Genomic DNA, 22676 nt, shown 5'->3' with positions numbered 1-22676 from the left:
GATAGCGGTTTTTCGTAACAAGAACAAAGGGTTGATCACAACAATATTATAGTTTATTCACATGGTTCAAAACTATTTACCAACATCATAAAGTACCCAATTCTATAAACATTAGTCGAATAATAAACAGTATACATTATTATAAGCCCTGAAATATTATTTATATTTGTAAATTACTATTAAGTAACGTATTGTATTTTTAGTCATATATTTGCATAGCAACCGTTTATGATCTTAAACTACAAAAGGAATAAATAGCTTCAATACATTAATACAACAAACAACAATACACAGCATGAGCAAAAAGCTAACCATTTTCAGTCTGTTCAGTATGATACTGCTTCTAATGTGCAGTTCATGTAAAAGGAGTGGCAATCACGAAATCAATCCTGAATTCGCCCGTTATATCGCTGCCTTTTCGTACGGAAAAGTGTCTTCCACCTCCGATATCCAAATTGAGTTGACACAAGATATTCCTAGTGTAGAACTTGACAAGGAAATAGATCAGGAACTATTCGAATTCTCGCCATCTATAGCCGGAAAGGCGTATTGGACAAGCACACGTACTATAAAATTTGTACCTGAACCGGGAGAATTGAAACCGGGACAAGAATACGAAGCCTGGTTCAAACTCGATAAGGTATTACAAGTAGAGAGCGACTTTAAAGAATTCTACTTCTACTTTCATGTGCCTGAACAAAATTTCAGAGTAGATATCCTGCCTTATTCTCCGATTAAAGATAATGACCTTAAATGGAATGCTGTGCAAGGAACAGTCACGCTGGCCGATGATGCAAACATCGACAATGTGAAAAATATGTTTTCATTATCGGGCGATGGTTCGAAAGATGCTAAAGTAAAAATTACTCCCACCGAAATAAAAGGTAAATATAATCTATTGATCGATAGCCTTCGCCGCGAAAGCAAACCTATAGAATACACTTTACACATAGACGGCTCACCTATATCGGCCAAACGAACCGAAGATTTAGCTATATCGTTGCCCCAAATCGGAGGCAGCACTTTCCAAGTGATTGATGTTCGTACAGCCTACGAACCACAAGAGTGTATCCGCATCACATTCAGCGACCCTTTATCACTCAATCAGAATATTCAAGGCCTGATAAATCCGAATGGTATAGAGAATTTCTCGTATGATATCCAAAAGAATGTTCTGAAACTTTATCTTGATAATTATAATGGAAGTTCGAGTATCGACCTCCAGATATTTAAGGAATTAAAAAGTTTTGAAAACAAACCACTAGATAAAAGCTATACTTACAGCCTCAACTTTGAGAAAAACAAGCCGGCTGTGAAAATGATTAATGCGGGAAATATACTTCCCAACTCTGAAAATCTCGTTATTCCTTTCCAAGCCGTAAATCTATGGGCTGTCGATGTAAAAGTAATCAAGATATTTGAAAATAATATATTGGGATACTTACAAGCCAATAATTTCGGAGGCAGTGACGAATTGAAGCGCTTTGGCAGACTTATTCTAAAAGAACGTATCCGCCTTGATGCTGACCCGACCAAGAATCTGAGCGAATGGAACGACTTTCCTCTCGATTTATCGAAAATGATAAAACAAGACCCGGGAGCAGTCTATAAAATAGAGTTTAGTATCAGAAAAGAATATTCTCTTTATCCGTGTGATGGCATAATTCCTCAAGTTCCTCAAGATGCTTCATTAGAACGATTCGACAACAAGATGAGCGAAGAAGATGAAGCTCAGTGGGATGTACCGGGTTATTACTATTACGAAAATACCGATTGGGACCAGTATGTATGGAATGAAAGGGAAGACCCTTGCAAACCTACATACTATATGAATAAAACCGAAAGTTGTGTTGTTCTCGCTTCAAATATAGGAATGACAGCCAAACTGGGTTCTGACAAGAAATTATTTGTTGCTATCAATGATGTATTAACTACAAAACCACTATCGGGTGTTACTATAGACGTCTACAATTATCAGATGCAACGTATCGGAACAGCTAAGACTGATGGCGACGGGTTCGCTTCTGTCGACTATAAAGGTGGTGTTCCATTTGTCGTAATAGCTACAAAAGGTAAAGAAAAAGGATACCTAAAAGTCAGTTCTAACTTATCATTATCGCTTAGCAACTTCGATGTCAGTGGTAAAGAGATACAAAAAGGATTGAAGGGCTATATTTATGGCGAACGTGGTGTTTGGCGCCCGGGTGATTCTATTTATCTTACCTTTATTCTTGAAGACAAGGATAAAACCCTTCCGAAAGATCATCCTGTATCACTCGAATTTTACACTCCTCGCGGACAGCTATACCAACGTTACATGTCTACTTCGGGCAAAGACGGATTTTATGCTTTCCGTATGGCTACCGACCCGGATGCTATAACAGGAAACTGGCAAGCCCTGATAAAAGTAGGAGGTGCAACATTCAGCAAGAGAATAAAGGTTGAAACAGTAAAACCCAACCGCTTGAAAATAAGACTCGATGCGGGCAAGATGATAGATGCAAGCCATGGCATACTTACAGGATCGTTATCGTCCCAATGGCTGCACGGCTCTCCTGCTTCTAACCTTGCTGCAAAAGTAGAAATGACACTTACTCCTGCTGCAAATCCATTCGAAGGATATACAAAATATTCATTCAACAATCCGGCTACCAATTTCACATCAGATACATATACTATATTCGAAGGGCGTCTGGATGCCTCGGGTAACGCTACGGTAAGAGCTAATTTACCGCAAGCAGCCAGTGCGCCGGGTATGCTGAAAGCGAATATTGTATCACGCGTATTCGAATCGGGTGGTGATGCCAGTATCTATGCGCAAAGTATGCCATATTCTCCATTTTCAACATATGTAGGAGTAAAAACGCCTGCTGAAAGCGAGTATGAATGGTTGGAAACCGATAAAGATAATGCCCTTGATATTATAACGCTTACTGCTGATGGTAAACCTGTAAACCGTTCCAACATTAATGTGAAGGTTTATAAGGTACGTTGGTCGTGGTGGTGGAACGAGAATAGCGACAATCTATCGTCTTATGTAAATAACACATCGACCGAAGTTGTACTGGATCAGAATATTTCAACAGTGGGTGGAAAAGCGAAAGTCAACTTCCGAATAAATTATCCTGAATGGGGACGTTATCTCGTGATGGTTAAAGACGAGCAAAGCGGACATACTGCGGGTAGGGTTCTATATGTAGATTGGCCATCGTGGAGAGGTCGTTCCGAAAAACAAGACCCAAGCGGATTAACTATGCTTTCGTTCACAACCGATAAACAAACATATCAGGTAGGTGAAAAAGCGACTGTCATATTACCGAAGAGTTCGAAAGGCAGGGCTTTAATAAGTATTGAAAACGGATCGAAAGTTATATCTCGCGAATGGGTAGAAACCAGTGCAGCGGAAGATACCAAACACACCTTTACGGTAACGGAAGAAATGAATCCGAACTTCTATATCTTCGCTACGCTACTACAACCGCATGCCCAAACAGATAATGATCTGCCTATACGTATGTATGGAGTGCTAAATATCAGTGTAGAGAATAAAGACACAGAATTAACTCCGGTTATTTCTATGCCTGATGAACTGCGTCCTGAAAAAGAATTCACAGTTTCAGTATCCGAAAAGAATAAAAAGGATATGACTTATACTTTGGCTATTGTAGATGACGGTTTACTCGACCTCACTGCATTCAAAACGCCAAATGCATGGTCTGATTTCTACGCACGTCAAGCACTGGGTGTCCGCACTTGGGATATGTACGACCTTGTTGTTGGTGCTAACGCGGGTAAACTCGGCCCACTATTGAGTATTGGTGGTGATGAGGCTCTAAAACCATCTAATAATACAATGAACCGCTTCAAACCTGTGGTTAAATACATGGGACCATTTACGCTGAAAGGGGGCAAAACCGACACTCATAAAATTACCCTTCCATCTTACTTTGGCTCGGTACGTACAATGATCGTAGCAGGTAATGCAAAGGGAGCGTATGGTAATGCCGAAAAAACGGTACAGGTGAAAAATCCTTTAATGATATTATCTACACTTCCACGTGTTGCAGGTCCTGATGAGGAAATATTAGTTCCCGTAAATGTATTTGCGATGGATAAAAAAGTGAAGAGTGTAACTGTCACCGTTCAGTCAACAGGGCTATTCCAGTTCACTGATGGAACGACCAAAACAGTTTCATTCTCCGATGTCGGAGATAAGATGGTTTACTTCAAAGTGAAAGTAGCCAAACGCACAGGACAAGAAAAGGTTATCATCAAAGCAACAGGTGGTGGAGAAACCGCAACCGAGACTATCGATATAGAGGTACGCAATCCTAACCCTGCCATATTGTTAAGTGAACAAGCTCTTGTTTCGGCAGGTGATACAGCTCAATTGAAACTGACGCTCGATGCTATACAAAGCAGCGATTGGGTAAAATTAGAGGTGTCGCGTATGCCGGGGATCAACCTGAACAAGAATCTGTCTTACCTGCTTGAATATCCTCATGGATGTACCGAACAAGTAACATCTAAGGCGTTCCCTCTACTGTATGTCGCAACCTTCCGCCAATTTACAGATAAGGAAAAAGAAAAGATTGATTCTAACATAAAAGAGGCTATAAAGATTATTTCATCCCGCCAATTAGGCGATGGTGGTATTGCTTACTGGCCGGGCAATCGCTATCCTACCGAATGGGTTACAAGTTATGCCGGACATTTCCTTATAGAAGCTCAACGTGCAGGGCGTGATGTTCCGAACTCAGTGATTGACAAATGGAAGAAATTCCAGAAGAAAACTGCTCAAAATTGGGATAGAAAGGATATATACAATTCGTATTACGATTATTCGATGACCGATCTGCAACAAGCATATCGTCTCTATACGCTTGCCTTAGCAGGAGATCCTGAATTGGGAGCAATGAATCGCTTAAAAGAAATGAGTGGATTATCTATACAAGCCCGTTGGCGATTGGCTGCCGCCTATGCTGTGGCAGGCAAGAAAGATGCTGCCAACCAATTGATATCGAACGTAAGCGATGAGGTTGAGAATTATTCGTTCAATAATAATACCTATGGTAGTCCCGGTCGTGACATGGCTATGATTATGGAAACATATCTATTATTGGATAAGACAGATAAAGCCTTGAAACTATCCCGTAAGGTATCGCAAGATTTGAGTGCAAATTATATTTCTACTCAAACAGCTTCTTACGGATTGATCGCTATGTCTAAACTAGCCGAAAAAATGGGTAAGGGTGTTATTTCTTACGAATGGCATCTGAACGGCGTGAAACAACAAAGTGGTAACTCGGGTAGTGTATTCCAAGAAATTACAATCAAACCACAAGAGATGGTTAATGTTAACTTCAAGAATACAGGACAAGGAGAACTGTTTGTTCGTTTGCTTGGTAGAACTCAACCATTAGGTGGCAACATTCCTCCTCAACAAGGCGGTGTTAATTTGTATGTAAAATATGTGGATGATAATGGAAAAGAGATCGATGTAACATCGCTTCGTCAAGGAACAGAATTCTATGCCAATGTGATTGTTCAAAATATATCGGGACAAGCTCTTACCGATATGGCGTTGAGTCAGGTATTCGCTTCGGGATGGGAGATATTTAATAATAGGCTGTTCAACGAAGCCGCAGACTCGAATTCTCAATCATTCAATTATCAGGACATACGTGATGACAGAGTGTTGACCTATTTCAATATCGGATCGGGCTATTCAATGGGATTCAAGGTGAAATTGCAAGCAGCTTACTGCGGACGATTTTATCTGCCGGCAGTCACTTGCGAGGCAATGTACAATCCCGATGAGCAAAGCAGAAGCACCGGACAATGGGTTGAGGTGAAACAATAATAGTTATACTATATATACAATTAGTCCCGAAATATACTGTCTAGAGCAGATATATTTCGGGACTAACTATATTATGATAGATTACTCAGCAAGCAAATCGTCAACAATTTTGTTGAAATCTTTCTTGAATTCATCGTAAAACAACCCTGTTGCAGGACCATTAAATCCTGTATGTATTTTACGAACAACACCTTTTTTATCAATAAAGATAGTTGTGGGATAACTTGCTATCTTACTAAGTGCCGGCAATGCTTTTTCAGCAGAATCATTACCTAATTTACCTGCAAATAAGATTTCATAATCAACATCATATCGTTTCACAAGGCGGGACAAGACCGTTTTCACATATTCGGGATCATCTTTGCGCTCGAAAGCCAGCCCTATAATTTCGACTCCTCTTTCCTTGTTCTCTCTGTACCATGGTGCAAGATATTCCATTTCGTCTAAACAGTTGGGACACCAGCTACCAAGAATAGAAACAATAACTACTTTCCCTTTATAACGAGGATCAGATAAAGACACTTTTTCTCCCTCTATATTCGGGAATGTGAAATCGATGCGGTCGTACCCTTTTTTGAGATAAGTCAAACTGTAAGGGTCAGCTAATGCAGCTTCCGAATTACGTTTTCCTATCAACCTGGTCACTCCTCTTGTGGTATAAAACTCACCGGTAAATGCGTCATTACCTTCAAACTTCGCTTTGATCAGATAAGGACTCAATCCGGCAAATGCAGAGAACTGGAATCCATCATTCGTTAATGCACCTTCAAGATAACGTAAATCTCCCGAGTTCGTCAAAATAGATCCTGTAAGGATATCTTTTTCCTGACTGAATACACCGACATTCTTAGTCGTATCGCCTTCTTGGTTCACAAAGTTAATATCCCATTTACCTACTAAAGACACGGGAGAAGGAGCCGAAGCAACTTCAAAGCGTGGAGCACCACCCCATATTGCAGTGAAAGGAACACCGGGGTCATTCTCTACATATAATTTTTTAAAGAAGCCATCTATTTTACCATCGTATACAATCCCTACAAGTTGTGTATCATACGCCTTAATAGGAATAGTCACTGTATCTCCCGAATATGTAATACTATCTAAAGCGACACGTTCTGCGCCATTGATCAGATATACTTTTACCGAATCTGTTTCAGCATTTGCAACATCGAGTATAAAAGGGATTTTTTGATCGGAAGCCGAAAACTCTCCGCGCCATTTACCATTTTTCAGCTTATTGTTTTTTTGTCCGTCACATGACACAAAAATGAGCAGTGCTGCGACAATAATAAATAAATACTTTTTCATGTTTCTTTTTATTTCAGTTTTATACAAATCTACGAACAAAAGTCATAACAAGTTATCCTTTGCTTAAGTATAGCAAGAATAAAATGTTATGACTAAAATATAGCACCGACTATATTATTCTACTTATTTCCTAAATACCCACAATGTTGTTTCTATCCTGTCATTTCCTTGATCAGCAATAGCTTGTTGATAGTTAGCTTTATTTACATTCTGTTCTTTAATAGGATAATAAAGACGACTTGGCACACCTCCGTCTCCAAATAGCGGACTAAAAATGTAAGTTATCTCTACATTTCCTATTTTTCCTTGAAAATTCACATCACCTTTGTTCAAAAGGAAGTTAGGATAGCCTGTACGGCGATAATCGCTCCATGCCTCTAACCCTTGTGTGTATAATGCAATATATTTTTGATTCAACACATTCTCTTGGTTTGCGACAGGAAGTGCAGCTATATAAGTAGCCGCATCAGCTGCCGAGACACCCCATTTATCGAGTGATGCCTGAACCCCTGCCTCATATTCGGCTTGCGACCAGCCTTTATACTCGGAAATCAAGAATTGAACTTCTGAATATTCCAATAATACTTCTGCGTAGTTTGCCGCATTAATTACCGCACCGGGCAAGCTAACATTAGTAACCGCAAATTTACCCGCTTCAGCTTCGGTCAATCCATAAGGAAGTCCTGTATACTCTTTTGTTGCAGACGATGCTGATGCATATATTGGTAAACGAGGATCGACAATGGGCAATGCAGAATTCTCACCTTTCAATAATCTCATAAATACGTCAGACACCGCAAAATCTGTTCTATTGACAGGTATAGTTGCTCTATACAGTGGAGCCTCGTTAGGCGATGCTGTGGAGTAAGCAAATACTGCATTGTCCGAATTACCGGTGAAAACTCCTTTGTTTATAGCATCGTCGAAATGCTCTTTATATAATGCAGGATTCTTAGCTTTCAGGCGCGTTGCTAAGCGTAAGCGAAGTGAATTTGCAAATTTCGCCCATTTATCATTGCTTCCTTTGTAAATAATATCCGCCGCACCAAAGGTTTTCTCAGTGTTGTATCTTAAAAGAGTATCGCCCGCAGCTTTCAGTTCGTTCAGCATATCTGTATATATTTTTTCTTGCGAAGCATACTTGGGAGTAATATTATCGGGATCTTGTTGCAATGCTTGAAAATCAGGATCATTGCTTCCGTACGACTGATAGGGGATATTACCAAAGACATCTGTTAACGAATAGAATGCATACGTTTTCAAGATACGGCTAATAGCAATCTGAGTAGTATTACGCCCCACTCCATTAGCTGCAGCTATATCTCTCGTGTCGGGATTCGTGTTCAGTTTTATAACATCCTGAAGATTATTCAGAACCGAATATGTGTCTTGCCAGTAATCATCAGAATAACTGAACGGTATATCGTATCGGGACTGAGAAGTATATGAATTCTGAGCAAAATATTGAACAAAAAGCATCGAACCTCTTAACGAAATATTTTCGTTACGGATATTATCGATTAATAGTTTCTCTGACGATGTAATCAAAGTTGTTGTCGGCACCGAAGACGGGCGGTTGGGGTCTACGTTCATATCATCTACACACGAAGTAGATATCAGTAGAGAAATAATAGCGGCCCCAATTATATATTTATTATTTAGTTTCATATCAAATGCTTTTACTTGTTTTAAAATTTAAGACCTAAATTGAGACCATAGGTAATAGGAACGGGGATATTACCACCCTCTACGCCTTGTATATTACCACTACTGTTGGTTAGTTCAGGGTCTATATCTTTACTCTTGGTATAAATATTCCAAAGGTTACGGGCATAAGCGGTCACCGAAACACTTTGTATTTTATATTTAGGAAGATTGAAAGTATAGCCTAGTGTCAATTCTCTTAGCTTGATGAATGTTGCATCGAAAACAGTATGCGCCGTAGGGCCATTATATTGATTGCGAGCCCAATCTTGTGCACTAACATTCTTATCATTAGGCGAGGTATTAGTAACTGTATATGTTCCATTGGGATTAAACGCAACATCTCCTCTTACTCCATCTACAACAATACCTGTCTCACGAATATTATTAGCAGCTGTAGATTCTAATATACCCGAGTACATCCCCACTTTATATGTTTGTGAAAAGAAGTTGCCACCTATGCGTGAATCGACAAGGAAACCAAATGTAAAATCTTTATAGCGGAATTGATTATGTATACTCCATAAGAAATCGGGCATAACACTGCCTAGGGGTACTAATTGTTCTGTGCGCATATATACTCCATCACTATTTACGACTTTTTGCCCGTCCGGTGCATATACAAAATCATAACCCATTATTTGTCCGTAGCTATCACCTTCTTTAGCCACTAAAGAAACAAGTGTATTGTCTAACTGCAATGTATTAACGGCATCGGATAGTTTTATAATTTTATTCGTATTCTTTGAAAAATTGACTACTGATGTCCAGTCCAAATCTTTTTGTCTGATAATATTGGCAGTAAGTGTAACCTCAATACCTTTATTATTTATCTTACCCGCATTTATCAGCTTACTGCTATAACCGAAAGCATCCGATGTAGGCAACGAGATAATCTGGTTACGGCTCATATTATCATAATAAGTAAAATCGAGTCCAATCAGATTATTAAAGAGCTGCAATTCGAAACCAGTTTCCCACGATGATGTTATCTCCGGTTTTAGATTCAGATTGTTTAGCTGATCAGGTAAGACGTAAGCCGCATTTCCATTAACGGCAGTCATTGCTTTGTAGGTTTTGTACAATTGATACGGATCGGTATCATTACCTACTTGTGCCCAACCTAAACGAACTTTAGCGAATGACAACCAGCTTTGATTCTTCAATGCAGCAAGCTCGCTCAATACAACAGAAGACGTAAGGGATGGATAAAGGAATGAATTATTATCAGTTGGTAAAGTAGACGACCAGTCGTTACGTAATGTACCATCTACATAAACCATACTTTTCCAACCATAAGAGAAGCTTCCGTAAATAGATGATATGGCTTTCTTATACAGCCCTGTTGTCGGATTTATAACAACAGATGTAGCATTTTTCAAACTATAAAACTGTGGAACGATCAGACCGCCCGATGTTTGAATATCACTTATCCTTCTATTGCGTCTCATATAGTTTGCTCCAACATTGGTAACTAAAGAGTGTTCGCCCCAACGGTTGTTAGCTGTTGCTAGAAATTCATAGTTGAACTCGCTGAAGTTCTGAGAATATTCCTGATACATCGATTGCGAACGGGAATAATAAGCAATACGGTCTTGAGAATTGTATTGGTAAATGTCACCATTAACACGCCCCAAAAGATTTAACCATGAAACCGGAGTTATCGTAAGACCCACATTTCCATAAACACGATCTCTGTTTTCTTTCAAATAACTTTCGTAAGCCGACCAATAAGGATTATCAATATATTTTGTTTTCTCTCCTGCAGGTGTATTTTCCCAGCTTGTTCTGTTCCATGGACGAGGAGTACCATCGGCTCTTTTATAGTCTCTCAGTTTTTCATAATCTACCTGCACTTGTCCCCATTGATATGCTTCGAGAATTATATTACGATTCGAAGCACCTGTCCAGGGACGTCCTGTGGTCTTATTATTAATATAGTTTACGTTACCAAAGAATGATACTACTGTACCTTTAGTACTTCCTGACAGGTTCACAGAGTTACGGCTTAACGATGAATTGGGAACTGTACCCGTCACATTTCTATTTGTAACAGAAACACGAAACGTACCTTTTGCCGAAGTCTTAGACAACGATATATTATTTGTATTCGATATACCTGTTCTGAAGAAACTTGTTACATCGTTCTCGGGATATACCCATGGTTGAGGATTTAAGAAGTCACCGGCAAATTCAGGATCAAGATTATACCAATGAAGCACAGGAGTTCCATCTAATCTCGGCCCCCAGCTTTCATCTGCTGCATAATCAACTATTTTATAGTCTTTACCATTTATGTTAGCAGTCTCGAATGTTGAATTATAGCCACCGCCATATAATTTTTGACGTTTGGGTAAGCGCACTACATTTTCTAATTCTATACCTGTATTTACCTGTATATCTATGCGATCGTTTACACCATCACCCTTTTTAGTTGTAATGAGTATTACCCCATTTGCGGCACGGCTACCATATAACGCGGCGGCCGAAGGACCTTTAAGAACACTAATGTCTGCAATATCATCAGGGTTGATATCCTGAATAGTATTACCCACATCCTTACCTGCACTACCACCAATGGTAAGTGCTGTGTTCATATCGGTATTGTCTAATGGAATACCATCGATAACATATAGGGGTTGATTGTTTCCTGTAATAGAGGTAATACCACGGAGTGTAAGACGGGATGATCCACCCATATTACCACCACTAGAGATTACCTGTAGACCCGATATTCTACCAGACAACGCACTTAATGCATTTGCCGGACGGGTTTCTAATACCTGTCCCGGAACAGCTTGTACTGAATAGCCCAATGCTTTCCGTTCTCTTGGTATATTTAAGGAAGTTACCACAATCTCATTCAATTCGGTAGTAGCTTCTTCTAAAGTTACATTAATTGCTTTATTTGATAAAACTTGTACTTCATCGGTTTTGAATCCGATAAAGGAGAATACTAAATAATCATTCTTTTTTGCTGATATTGAGTAATTGCCATCAGCATCTGTCATTGTACCTACATTGGGCGTACCTTTTGGATATACTGTAACACCCGATAATTCTATACCTGCAACATCTGTTACTTTTCCTTTTATTGTGAACACTTCGCCTGTCTGCGAATGGGCTAATACGGCGAAAATATTAACCAGCAGTAATAAATAAACTTTTCTAAATTTTAGTCGGTGGTGCATAATACTATAATTAAACTTAATTACTATGAAAAAATATTTACAAAGTAACAAGTATAGCATATGCTATGAAATCCCTCTTATACGGTATTTTCATACCATAGATATGGTATATACATGAATGAAAAGATGATTATGTCAGTAATTATCCGTAAAAAGCAACGTTATTAATCGAAAAGAGCATTTTCACTATCTTTTGCGTGCTCGTATTTTTCTTTATTGAAAGAGAAAAGTGTAGCGGACTTTATACCCCATTTTTTGCTTGTTTCATCCAGCTTATTTATTAGACCAGTGGAAAGCATCTTACGTTGAAAATTTCGTCTATCGAGCTTTTTATTAAATATGGTTTCATAAATAATACGAAGTTCTGTCATTGCAAATTTTTCAGGAAGTAGCTCGTAGCCAATCGGTATATTTCCAATTTGGGAACGTATAGTCAATATTGCTTTTTCTATAATTTTATTATGGTCTGAATATAGTTGCGGAATTTCGTCAATATGATGCCATCTTAAATCTTCGCCATCAGCAGTATAGACTTCAACTTTAGAGTATTCGACAAAAGCATAATATCCGACACTCACAAATCGGTTGAGGAACCAATGGTGTTCAGGCTTTTCGGATCCCATATCAATTTGGTTGAGTATCTTTTCGTTTTCTTGAATATTAGTTCGGTTGTGATTTCCAAATAGGTGGAACTGTTCCAAATAAACTTTATCTAGTCCGGTTCTGCTTTTCAATATGCGGTATGCTGCATCATCGACATCTTCCTTCTTGTATACAAATCCTCCGGGAAGCATCCATGTACCGTGGAACTTGAATTTGTTCAGTAAAATTTTTAATGTTCCTTCATGGAAACCAAAGATAACACAATCAACCGAAACACTGGGGAGAAGGTCTTCTACCCCTGTTTGTAAGAAATCACGAGTATCAAAATCTTTCGTTTTCATCTTTATTAAATTTGTATTCAAAAGTATGCAAGAGATGTATAACTTCCTTGCGATTAAGATTAATTAACACATAGTTTATTGCTCACTGAAATATAAGATTTTTCATTTATCGGAGAGCCTATCACCCCTTATTGAGACTGAGATACAGGCATCTCATTAGTAAATAGAAAGTACCTTTATTCGAAAGGCACTTTTTGCTATTTCAGAGTTAATAATTCGATTATTTATTGACAATTTCAAAACGATCTTTTAATCGAATGTCTTTAGATGAAGCACCAATTCTGATTTCAAAAAAACCAGGCTCTACAACAAACTCGTTGTGCTTATTCCATAAGCCTAAATCTTGCGGAGTTAATGTATAGCTAACTTCTTTTGTTTCTCCCGGTTTAAGGTGAATGCGATCGAAACCTCTCAATACCTGAGTATATGTAGTAACACTGCTTACTTCGTCATTCAAATATAGTTGAACCACTTCGTCACCGGCTAGTTTACCAGTGTTAGTTACTTTAAATGAAACTTCTACATTTGACAGAAGACCCATATTAGTCGGTGTTATTCTCAAATCTGAATATTCAAATGTTGTATAGGAAAGTCCATACCCGAAAGGATATAACGCACCTGATACGCGAACAGGACCATCTGTATCAGATCCCGGCTTGAAAGGAAAAGCAAAAGGAATCTGCCCTACCGATTTGGGATAAGTAACAGCTAATTTTCCTCCCGGATTATAGTCTCCAAATAATACTTCACCGATTGCAGTTCCTGTAAACTCACCGGGAAAGGATGCCTGTATAATACCCGGGATAAATTTATCTGCCCAGTTGATTGATACAGCTCGCCCGTCTATCAGAACGAGAATGACTGGCTTACCGGTTTCATATACAGCTTTCAACAAATCGAATTGGCGTCCCGGTAAATCGAGATTAGAACGGGAATAGTATTCTCTTACTGTTTTTTCCGACCCACCTAATACAACAATAGCAACTTCAGATTCCTGTGCTGCTTTCACTGCTTTGTTTATCATTTCCTGCTCATCGGCAGATAAAGGGAAAGGAATTACTTCACTTTCAGGGAAATTCTTGTCTAAGATATCACAACCCTTCTCATATATTATCTCTGTATTAGGCAATAGCGTTTGCAATCCTTCCTTCACTGTAACAATAGGAGGGTTTGCAGGACCATAACGGCATACGAAATCTTTGTGTTCATCGGCATTAGGACCGATTAAAGCAATTCTCTTGATATTTTTGTCAAGCGGCAAAATATTATCTTGATTCTTCAACAACACGACTGACTGTCGGGCAGCATCAAGCGATATCATTTTATGTTCGGGATTAGCCACAATCTTGTCAGCTTCTTTTCCATTGCCTACGTATGGATTATCGAATAAGCCGAGCATAAATTTCACTCTGAGTATATCTTTTACTCTTGAGTCGATTGTGCTCATAGATACCTTACCTTGCTTTATAGCTTCGCGTAAAGGAAGGATGAAATCTTCGGGAGGTGTGAAGTTCGTTCTTATATTTAATCCTGCATTGACTGTTTCTGCCGCCGCATCGACAGCATCTTTAGAAACCTTATGCTTACTATATAAATATTCTACCGCCTCGCTATCTGAAACGACATACCCTTTGAATCCCCATTCCTGACGAAGTATTTCAGTCAGGAAATGACGATTGCCTGTAATTGGTATACCATCATAATCGTTATAAGAGCTCATCACACCCAATGCACCCGCTTCTTGAAAAGCGACACGGAAAGGTTCCAGAAAGAGTGTTCTCATTTCCCTTGGCGCCACATGGGGGTCTGTGCGAGTTTCCTCATCTCTTCCACCAACAGGAATACTATATACTGCAAAATGTTTGGGCGTAGATACAAGTCCTTGCTTTTGAAGACCGCGTATCATCCTTTTGCCCAACTGACTAACTAGATAAGGATCTTCTCCATAGCATTCTACAACTCTACCCCAACGAGGATCTTGTGCAATATCTAATATAGGCGAGTAGATATTTGTGTAACCCAATGCTTTTGCTTCGATAGCTGTTACTTCAGCTATCTGGCTGATAAGTTTTTTATTCCATGTTGCTCCTTGCCCACTTTGCGCAGGGAAAAGCGTTGCCTGATAATGACACAATCCACGGATACCCTCATTCGTAAAATCAACAGGTATACCCAAACGGGTTTCTTCTACAAACCATTTCTGAACATTGTGTTTAGCATCGACATGAGCAGAAAATGGAAATGCAAATTGAGCTTTAAATTTCCCTAAACCGTTATGTTGTTCATCTATATTACCGATGCCATCTTTCCAGATTTCGACCTTCCACTCAGGAGTTGGTAATGAATCTTTCAGTACACGCCCCGAACCGTAAAGGGTAGCCATTTGAGCGGTCTTCTCATCGGTGCTCATTTGCTTCAGCAGATCGTCTATACGAGCATCTATATGGGCAGTGGGATCCTCGTAAATATCCACCTTCCCGTTTTTATTAAAATCAATCCAACCTTTTTTATAAATGGTTTTCGATTGAGAAAATGCAAGGTTAGAGCATAGAACAGCAATTGAAAGGAATAAGATTTTCATAACTGGTGTTTTTCGGTATTCTTGAAAACTTTTATTAATCCCAAAAATACAAAAAACAAAGAATAGACCGAAATAAATTTTGAGAGATAAATCTATTTCTTCATTTAAATTGTTCCTGATACAGTGAGTAATATTTCCCCCTCATTTTTAGGAGTTCTTCATGACTTCCCTGTTCAACAATTTGCCCATGATCGAGAACCAATATTTTATCTGCATTTTTCACCGTAGATAGCCTATGTGCTATAACAAAGCTGGTCCGACCTTTCATTAATTGATCAAGACCTTTCTGAATCAATATTTCACTGCGGGTATCAATATTACTGGTAGCTTCGTCCAGTAACAAAATAGATGGATTGGCTACTGCTGCTCTGGCAATATTGAGTAGCTGACGCTGCCCCTGACTCAAATTAGCTCCATCATTCTCAAGTAAAGTATCGTAACCTTTGGGTAACCTTTTGATAAAAGAATTCGCCGCTGTAAGTTTTGCTGCCTCTACAACTTCATCGTCGGTTGCATCAAGTCTCCCAAAGCGAATATTCTCGCAAACTGTCCCTGTGAAAAGATGTGTGTCCTGCAAAACAATTGCCATAGACCGGCGAAGGCTTTCCCGCTTTATTTTTTGAATGGGGTGACCGTCTATTGTAATCTCACCCGACTTGATATCAAAGAATCGGGGGAGCATATTCAGTATTGTTGTTTTACCTGCGCCCGTAGCTCCGACCAATGCTATCTTGCTACCCGGAGAAGCGTGTATCGATACTCCTTTCAGAATTAGCTTATCGGGTTTATATCCGAAATAAACATCTCTCATAACAACCTCACCTTTTACATCGCGGAGAATTATCGCATCTGAATCGTCCACCTTCTCGGGCGATTCATCTATTACCTGAAAAATACGCTCTGCTCCTGCAATTGCAGCTTGTATACTATTGTAAAGGCTGGCAAGTTCGTTTATCGGACGCCCAAATTGACGGGAATATTGTAAAAAGGCTGCCAAACCACCCACATCGAAACCTCTGAATATAGCAAGCAATGCACCTGCAATCGTAATTATGACAAAATTTAGCGTATTGAGATTCTGCATCACAGGCATCATCATCCCCGAATAAAACTGGGCTTTCTCAGACTTTTCATTTAAGGCTTGGTTCAGTTTATCAAAATCAGCTTCTATTTTCTTTTCGTGTCCGAATACTTTTACAACCTTCTGCCCACTAATCATCTCTTCTATATAGCCATTCACATCGCCCAATGTTTCCTGCTGTGCTTTGAAATATTTACTGCTCCGTTTCACAATCAGTTTAGCACTCAAGAACATCAGTGGAACTGTAATCATGGCAACTAAAGTGAGTATAGGACTGATATAAAGCATCAGGCATAGGATACCAATAAGGGTTAATGCACTCGATAACATATCTGATAAGCTGTCGGTCAACGCATCACTTATCCGATCAATGTCATTTGTATATCGGCTCATTAAATCGCCATGTTGATTCCTATCGAAATATTTTATGGGCAGCTTTTCCATTTTATTAAACAGATCCACTCTCATACGTGTCACTGTCCGTTGCCCTATTTTGTTTAGCAGGCGGTATTGAATATAGACAGCTACGACACCAACTAAGTAGACTATAACGAGTACAATAAGAATCTTAGCAAGTCCTTCAAAATCGCGTGGAATTATATAATCGTTGATAATAGGACGGAGCATATACGAACCTAAAAGATTAGAAATAATGCTTACTATTATCAAGAAACCGATAACAAATAATAGGCTTTTGTCACAAGACAGGTACGACATCAAGCGGAAAAGAGTTTTTCGTGCATGTACCGGTTTTTCGTGTTGCTTAAGATGGCTGGAATGTCCCATATATCAAAAAGCGATTTGTTGTGAATAATATATTTCCTGATACACTTTCGATTTCTCTATCAATTCGGATGGAGTACCGATTGCGTCAATTTCGCCGTCTTCGAGAACTATCACTTTGTCTGCCGACTGCATCGTATTAATCCGTTGGGTGATAATAAAAACAGTAGTGTCATGAAGTAGTGCATCCAGATTGGCTCGTATTTTTTGCTCTGTGTCTGAATCTACGGCGCTGGTACTATCATCAAGAATCAATATCTTGGGCTTTCGGAGTAAAGCACGTGCAATACAAATACGCTGTTTCTGCCCTCCCGATACGTTAATGCCTCCACGACCAAGCAATGTTTCATACCCATCGGTAAAAGACATTATAAAATCGTGCGCCTGAGCAGCTTTCGCAGCTTCTTCAATTTCTTCGTTCGTGGCATCAGGTTTTCCCCATTTCAGATTATCGATAATAGTCCCTGTAAACAATTCATTGTTTTGAAGCACCATCCCGATACGGGAATGCAATTCATCCAGATTATAATCTTTGACATTTACTCCATCTATCAACACTTCGCCCGAAGCAACATCATACAATCGGGGTATCAGTTGAAGCATCGAACTTTTAGCCGAACCCGTCGCACCAACTACGGCTATAGTCTCACCTTGTTTGGCGTGAAAACTTATGTCTTTCAGAACATCATTTTCACCACCATCGTATCTGAAAAAGACATTGCGAAAAACAACACTTCCTTCATTTATCTTATGTTTATCTAATAACCCTTCTGCCGTATCTTTCAGTGATGGCTCGGTATCTAAAACCTCAATAATACGTTCAGATGATGCCGATGCCCTCGAAAAAGACATCATGATCATAGAAAGCAACATCAACGAAATCAGTATTTGCGACAAATAATTGACAAAAGCAATAAGTTGCCCTACTTCCAATTCGCCTGAAATAACTTTTCGCCCTCCAAACCATAGAATAGCCGTTACAGATATATTCATTATCAGCTGCATAGCAGGAAATATTGTAACTACTATGTTAGATGCTCTGATTACCATATCGCGTAAGTCTTCGCTACTATTTACAAATTTATTAGCTTCGAAATCTTCTCTTACAAATGATTTCACAACCCGTATATTTATGAGATTTTCTCTCACAACACCGTTCAAACGATCGACTTTTTGTTGCACTTTAATAAAAAACGGAAACGCTTTTTTAAGTATTATATATACAGCCAAAGACAATATCGGAATGGCTGCAACCAAAATCATTGCTAAATCGGAATTGATTCTGACAACAAAGAAAACGGCCAATACCATCATCAATGGCGAACGTAAAAGTATACGCATAGCCATTTGTATTACCTGCTGAATTTTCGATATATCGTTCGTCAAGCGGGTGATTAATGATGCTGAACTAAAGCGGTCTATATCGAAAAAGGAGAGTTGCTGTATCTTATTAAATAAGAGAGTCCGCAGATCGGTACCGAAACCGATTGCTGTTCGGGAAGAAATAAATACATTAATAATACTCACAACAAGACCAGCTAATGAGATTAATATCATGTAAAGACCCGTAGTTGTAACAACCGACAAGTCGCCAACCATTACACCTTTATCTATAATTTTTGCCATGAATAAAGGCTGAATAGTCTCGCACAATACAAAAATTAATACCAGAAAGGGGCTAACAATAAGATTTACTTTGTATTTTTTTAATATCTGCCAATATTTCTTCATATTGCTAATAAATTCAACATTCGTAAGCGAACTACATCTTGTTTTTGCAATTCCATATCATAACTTTACAATACATCTTTGCAAAGAAAAGGAATTCATTCAATAAGGATGTAAATTAATCCGCTTAATTATATAAGAAAATATAGAGGTTGAGATAAGTTGCAAAACCGACCCACAAGATATAAGGGAAAAAGAGTATAGAGCTGATCTTCGACACGGGATACATCTTAATGGCATAATAGATAATCAAGAAATCAAGTAAAATAATGTTGATTAGTCCCAACAGAGGATTTTCCATATAGAAAAAGGCAATGCTCCACGTAAAATTGAAAAATAATTGCAGTGCGAAAAGTAGTATGAAATACTTTTTTTGTGGCTTATCAGAAGTAACAAAAAGTCCGATAGAAAGACCCATCAAAAGATATAACAAACTCCATGCAACAGGAAATACAATATTATGCGGAGTTAGTGGAGACTTACAGAGGTAGGGATACCACGAAACCATCGAATCCTCCTGAAAGTTTTGGGAAGCACAACCCACTAAAAAGCAGATTATTATTGGAATGAGTATTATAAGAATATTTCTCATCAGTCTATGTCTTTTGGGTATAAAACATTAAAAGACATTCAACTGTTCATTATATATAAAGATAAAGATTATGCGAATATTTATTACGGGCGGCACTGGCTTGGTCGGAAGCCGATTGATAGAGACTTTGGCCTTACAAGGCCACGACATTACGGTTCTTAGCCGTGATGTAGAAAAGGCAAAATTAAAGCTGGGCAATAAGATAGAATACTGTGCATCCTTAAATACTCTGCAATCATTGGATGAGTATGATGCCATTATCAATCTTGCAGGAGAATCGATTGCCGGGAAACGTTGGACGGATCAGCAAAAAGAATGTTTGAGTAAGAGCCGCTGGAAGATAACAGAAAAGTTAACCCAACTGATTAAAGTTAGTGAAAATCCTCCTGAAGTATACATTTCAGGTTCAGCTATTGGTTACTATGGCGCTCAGTCGGATAATATAATTACAGAGGATAGTGTTCCTTACGATGAATTTACATATCACCTTTGCAGGCAATGGGAAGATTATGCATTAGCGGCACAAAGTGAGCAGACCAGAGTCTGTATATTACGCACAAGTGTTGTTTTATCATTAAACGGAGGAATGCTTCCAAAACTTCTTTTACCATTCAGGTGGGGACTTGGGAGTGTAATGGGTACAGGCAAGCAATATTTCTCATGGGTTCATTTGGAGGATATGGTAAATATCATTGTCTTTCTTTTAAATCACAATGACACAAAAGGTGTTTTTAATATAGCATCACCAAACCCTGTTACAAATAGACAATTTTCGAAAGTTTTGGCTAAACAATTAAATCGCCCTTGCTTTTTCAGGATTCCGTCCTTTGCTATATCTCTATTGATGGGTGAAGCTTCGGCTTTGATTTTAGGCAGCCAGCGAGTCGTACCTCAACATTTGATAAAATTAGGCTACAAGTTTCGGTTTGAAACTATTGATGATGCTTTAAATGATATACTAAGAGAATAAATACAGAGAAATGTGAAAAAACACTTTTGCTGATAATCGCTCCTTAAAAACATACAGATAATTCTCTAAGGAATTTTATCTTTTATTAAATGTTATTAAGGAATAAGTGATAAATTTGCGCTACGCACCTAAATTTTAGGCTTACTATGGAAAAGGATAAAGAACTGGAATATCTGAAAAGATTAGCTGCCAACGATCATGAAGCATTTAAAGCTTTGTTTGTCAAATATTTTCCAAAAGTTAAGTACTTTATTGCACACCTCATAAAATCAGATATACTGGCTGAAGATTTTGCCCAAGATATTTTCACAAAGATCTGGTTGGGAAGAGCTGATGTATTAAAAATCCAATCCTTTAATTCTTATATATACCGTATGGCCAAAAATGCGGTCATTAATTATAGTCAAAGTCAAATAGTAGAAAGAAATTACGCCGAATATATATCGGATATAGAACATGTTGAACTCCCATTCGAAGAAGAATTATATGCAAAAGAAATAAATCTTCTTATCCAGCTATCAGTGAACAATATGCCTCCTCAACGCAAAAAAGTGTACGAAATGAGCCGTGTAGATGGCTTGGCGAATGAGGAAATAGCCAACCAACTCAACCTTTCGAAAAAGACTGTAGAAAACCACCTGAATCTAGCCTTAAAAGAGATAAGAAAGACTATTTCTCTCTTCTTGGTATTCTTTATGTAAAGAAAATCACAATTCCATTGGGTGCAAGGCAATACTTACCTGTCATATCATAAACAGGTAGGAAAAACTTATGTCGAAAACACATCGTATTATTAATCTTTTCTTCAATCATAGCTATGCAGGTATGGTTAAGAAAAACTTTTTCTATTGGCTCAATGATAGGGCTTTTGAGAAAGAAAAAGATAATACTTTATTTGAAATATGGGAAAATCTGGATATAAAAGCCGATTCGTCCACCGAAGATTCTTTTCGCTGTGTAGAAGAGAGAATAAAGCAACTGGAAACTCCTCGAAAAAAACATTCACTATTTATCACATTACGCAAAATTGCAGCTGTGGTATTAATACCTCTACTATCATTTGCCATATCATACATCTATATACAGCAAGATACTAAAACTGAAAGCAATACCGAAAGCAATGAAATCGAATTTGTAGAGTGTTTCGTCCCACATGGAGAAATACGAACAATTGTTCTCCCTGACTCTTCTACTGTTCAGGTAAACTCCGGAAGTGTGCTTATATATCCTGAAAAATTCGAAGGGAAAACCCGAAATATATTTCTGAATGGGGAAGCCTGCTTTTCTGTAACAAAAAATGAAACAATGCCATTCATCGTGAAAACGATGGACATGGACATAAAGGTATTGGGTACTGTATTTGGCATATCGTCTTATGCCAATAGTACTTTCTCATCGACCACACTCGAAAAAGGCAGGGTATCAGTACACTTCAACGATGAACAAAATAGTGCTGAGTTTCTACAACCCAACGAGCAGATTATATACGACAGAATATCAGGGAAAATAGAGAAGAGAACCATCAATACCAAAAATGCTCTGGCGTGGAGAGAGGGTCATCTTATATTCCAAAGCCTTTCTATCAACCAAATTGCAGAATTACTCGAAAGGAAATATGGCATTACCGTATACCTGAATTCGAACAAATACCAAAATGAGAAAATCACAGCCAAATTTATACACAGCGAAGATGTAAATGACATTCTCGTGATAATGAAACAGATAATACCAAATTTCAGCTATAAAATAGAAGATAAAAAGAAAGTATTCATTTACTGAATAATACCATAAATCGATACAACAATATTATGAAACCATTCACCTAAAATCAATATACGACTATGAAAAAAAGAATCGGAGAAGTATTCTTAAGCTTTCTTCTCGGTTCGAAATCACATTGCTAACCTAATGAGAAATAATCACTAATTAAT

General features: G+C 38.4%; 12 protein-coding genes. 4 read left to right on the top strand and 8 right to left on the bottom strand.

Annotated features, from left to right (window positions below):
• The first annotated feature begins 295 nt into the window (after positions 1–295).
• A complete protein-coding gene (locus G7Y56_RS10420) occupies positions 296–5863 on the top strand; it encodes an alpha-2-macroglobulin (protein ID WP_165043275.1) in 5568 nt (1855 codons plus the stop codon).
• A gap of 81 nt (positions 5864–5944) precedes the next feature.
• Here the strand turns inward: G7Y56_RS10420 and G7Y56_RS10415 are convergent, their stop codons facing one another.
• From G7Y56_RS10415 to G7Y56_RS10380, 8 genes are all read right to left on the bottom strand, one after another.
• On the bottom strand, positions 5945–7171 hold the full coding sequence (locus G7Y56_RS10415; protein WP_165043274.1) for a TlpA disulfide reductase family protein: 1227 nt from the start codon (positions 7169–7171) through the stop codon (positions 5945–5947).
• Between the two features lie 123 nt (positions 7172–7294).
• Entirely contained in the window at positions 7295–8839 is a 1545-nt protein-coding gene (locus G7Y56_RS10410; protein WP_165043272.1) for a SusD/RagB family nutrient-binding outer membrane lipoprotein, read from the bottom strand.
• A gap of 20 nt (positions 8840–8859) precedes the next feature.
• Positions 8860–12066, bottom strand: coding sequence for a SusC/RagA family TonB-linked outer membrane protein (locus G7Y56_RS10405; RefSeq protein ID WP_165043270.1), 3207 nt, complete (start codon positions 12064–12066; stop codon positions 8860–8862).
• Between the two features lie 164 nt (positions 12067–12230).
• Entirely contained in the window at positions 12231–13010 is a 780-nt protein-coding gene (locus G7Y56_RS10400) for an NUDIX domain-containing protein (RefSeq protein WP_165021023.1), read from the bottom strand.
• 220 nt (positions 13011–13230) lie between these two features.
• Positions 13231–15591, bottom strand: coding sequence for a glycoside hydrolase family 3 N-terminal domain-containing protein (locus tag G7Y56_RS10395; RefSeq protein ID WP_165043268.1), 2361 nt, complete (start codon positions 15589–15591; stop codon positions 13231–13233).
• 100 nt (positions 15592–15691) lie between these two features.
• Positions 15692–17458, bottom strand: a complete 1767-nt coding sequence (locus G7Y56_RS10390) for an ABC transporter ATP-binding protein (RefSeq protein ID WP_165043266.1) — start codon at positions 17456–17458, stop codon at positions 15692–15694.
• Between the two features lie 3 nt (positions 17459–17461).
• Positions 17462–19186, bottom strand: a complete 1725-nt coding sequence (locus G7Y56_RS10385) for an ABC transporter ATP-binding protein (RefSeq protein ID WP_165043264.1) — start codon at positions 19184–19186, stop codon at positions 17462–17464.
• Positions 19187–19310: 124 nt separating this feature from the next.
• Entirely contained in the window at positions 19311–19775 is a 465-nt protein-coding gene (locus G7Y56_RS10380; protein ID WP_165043262.1) for a TspO/MBR family protein, read from the bottom strand.
• Positions 19776–19845: 70 nt separating this feature from the next.
• Between G7Y56_RS10380 and G7Y56_RS10375 the strand changes: the two genes are divergently transcribed.
• From G7Y56_RS10375 to G7Y56_RS10365, 3 genes are all read left to right on the top strand, one after another.
• Complete coding sequence (locus G7Y56_RS10375; RefSeq protein ID WP_165043261.1) at positions 19846–20745, top strand: TIGR01777 family oxidoreductase; 900 nt, start codon at positions 19846–19848, stop codon at positions 20743–20745.
• 146 nt (positions 20746–20891) lie between these two features.
• Positions 20892–21446, top strand: a complete 555-nt coding sequence (locus G7Y56_RS10370) for an RNA polymerase sigma-70 factor (protein WP_165043259.1) — start codon at positions 20892–20894, stop codon at positions 21444–21446.
• A gap of 70 nt (positions 21447–21516) precedes the next feature.
• Complete coding sequence (locus G7Y56_RS10365; RefSeq protein WP_165043257.1) at positions 21517–22524, top strand: FecR family protein; 1008 nt, start codon at positions 21517–21519, stop codon at positions 22522–22524.
• Positions 22525–22676: the final 152 nt, after the last annotated feature.

It is taken from the genome of Dysgonomonas sp. ZJ709, from assembly GCF_011039195.1.
Classification (GTDB): domain Bacteria; phylum Bacteroidota; class Bacteroidia; order Bacteroidales; family Dysgonomonadaceae; genus Dysgonomonas.
This window is presented reverse-complemented; position numbering and strand designations above follow the sequence as displayed.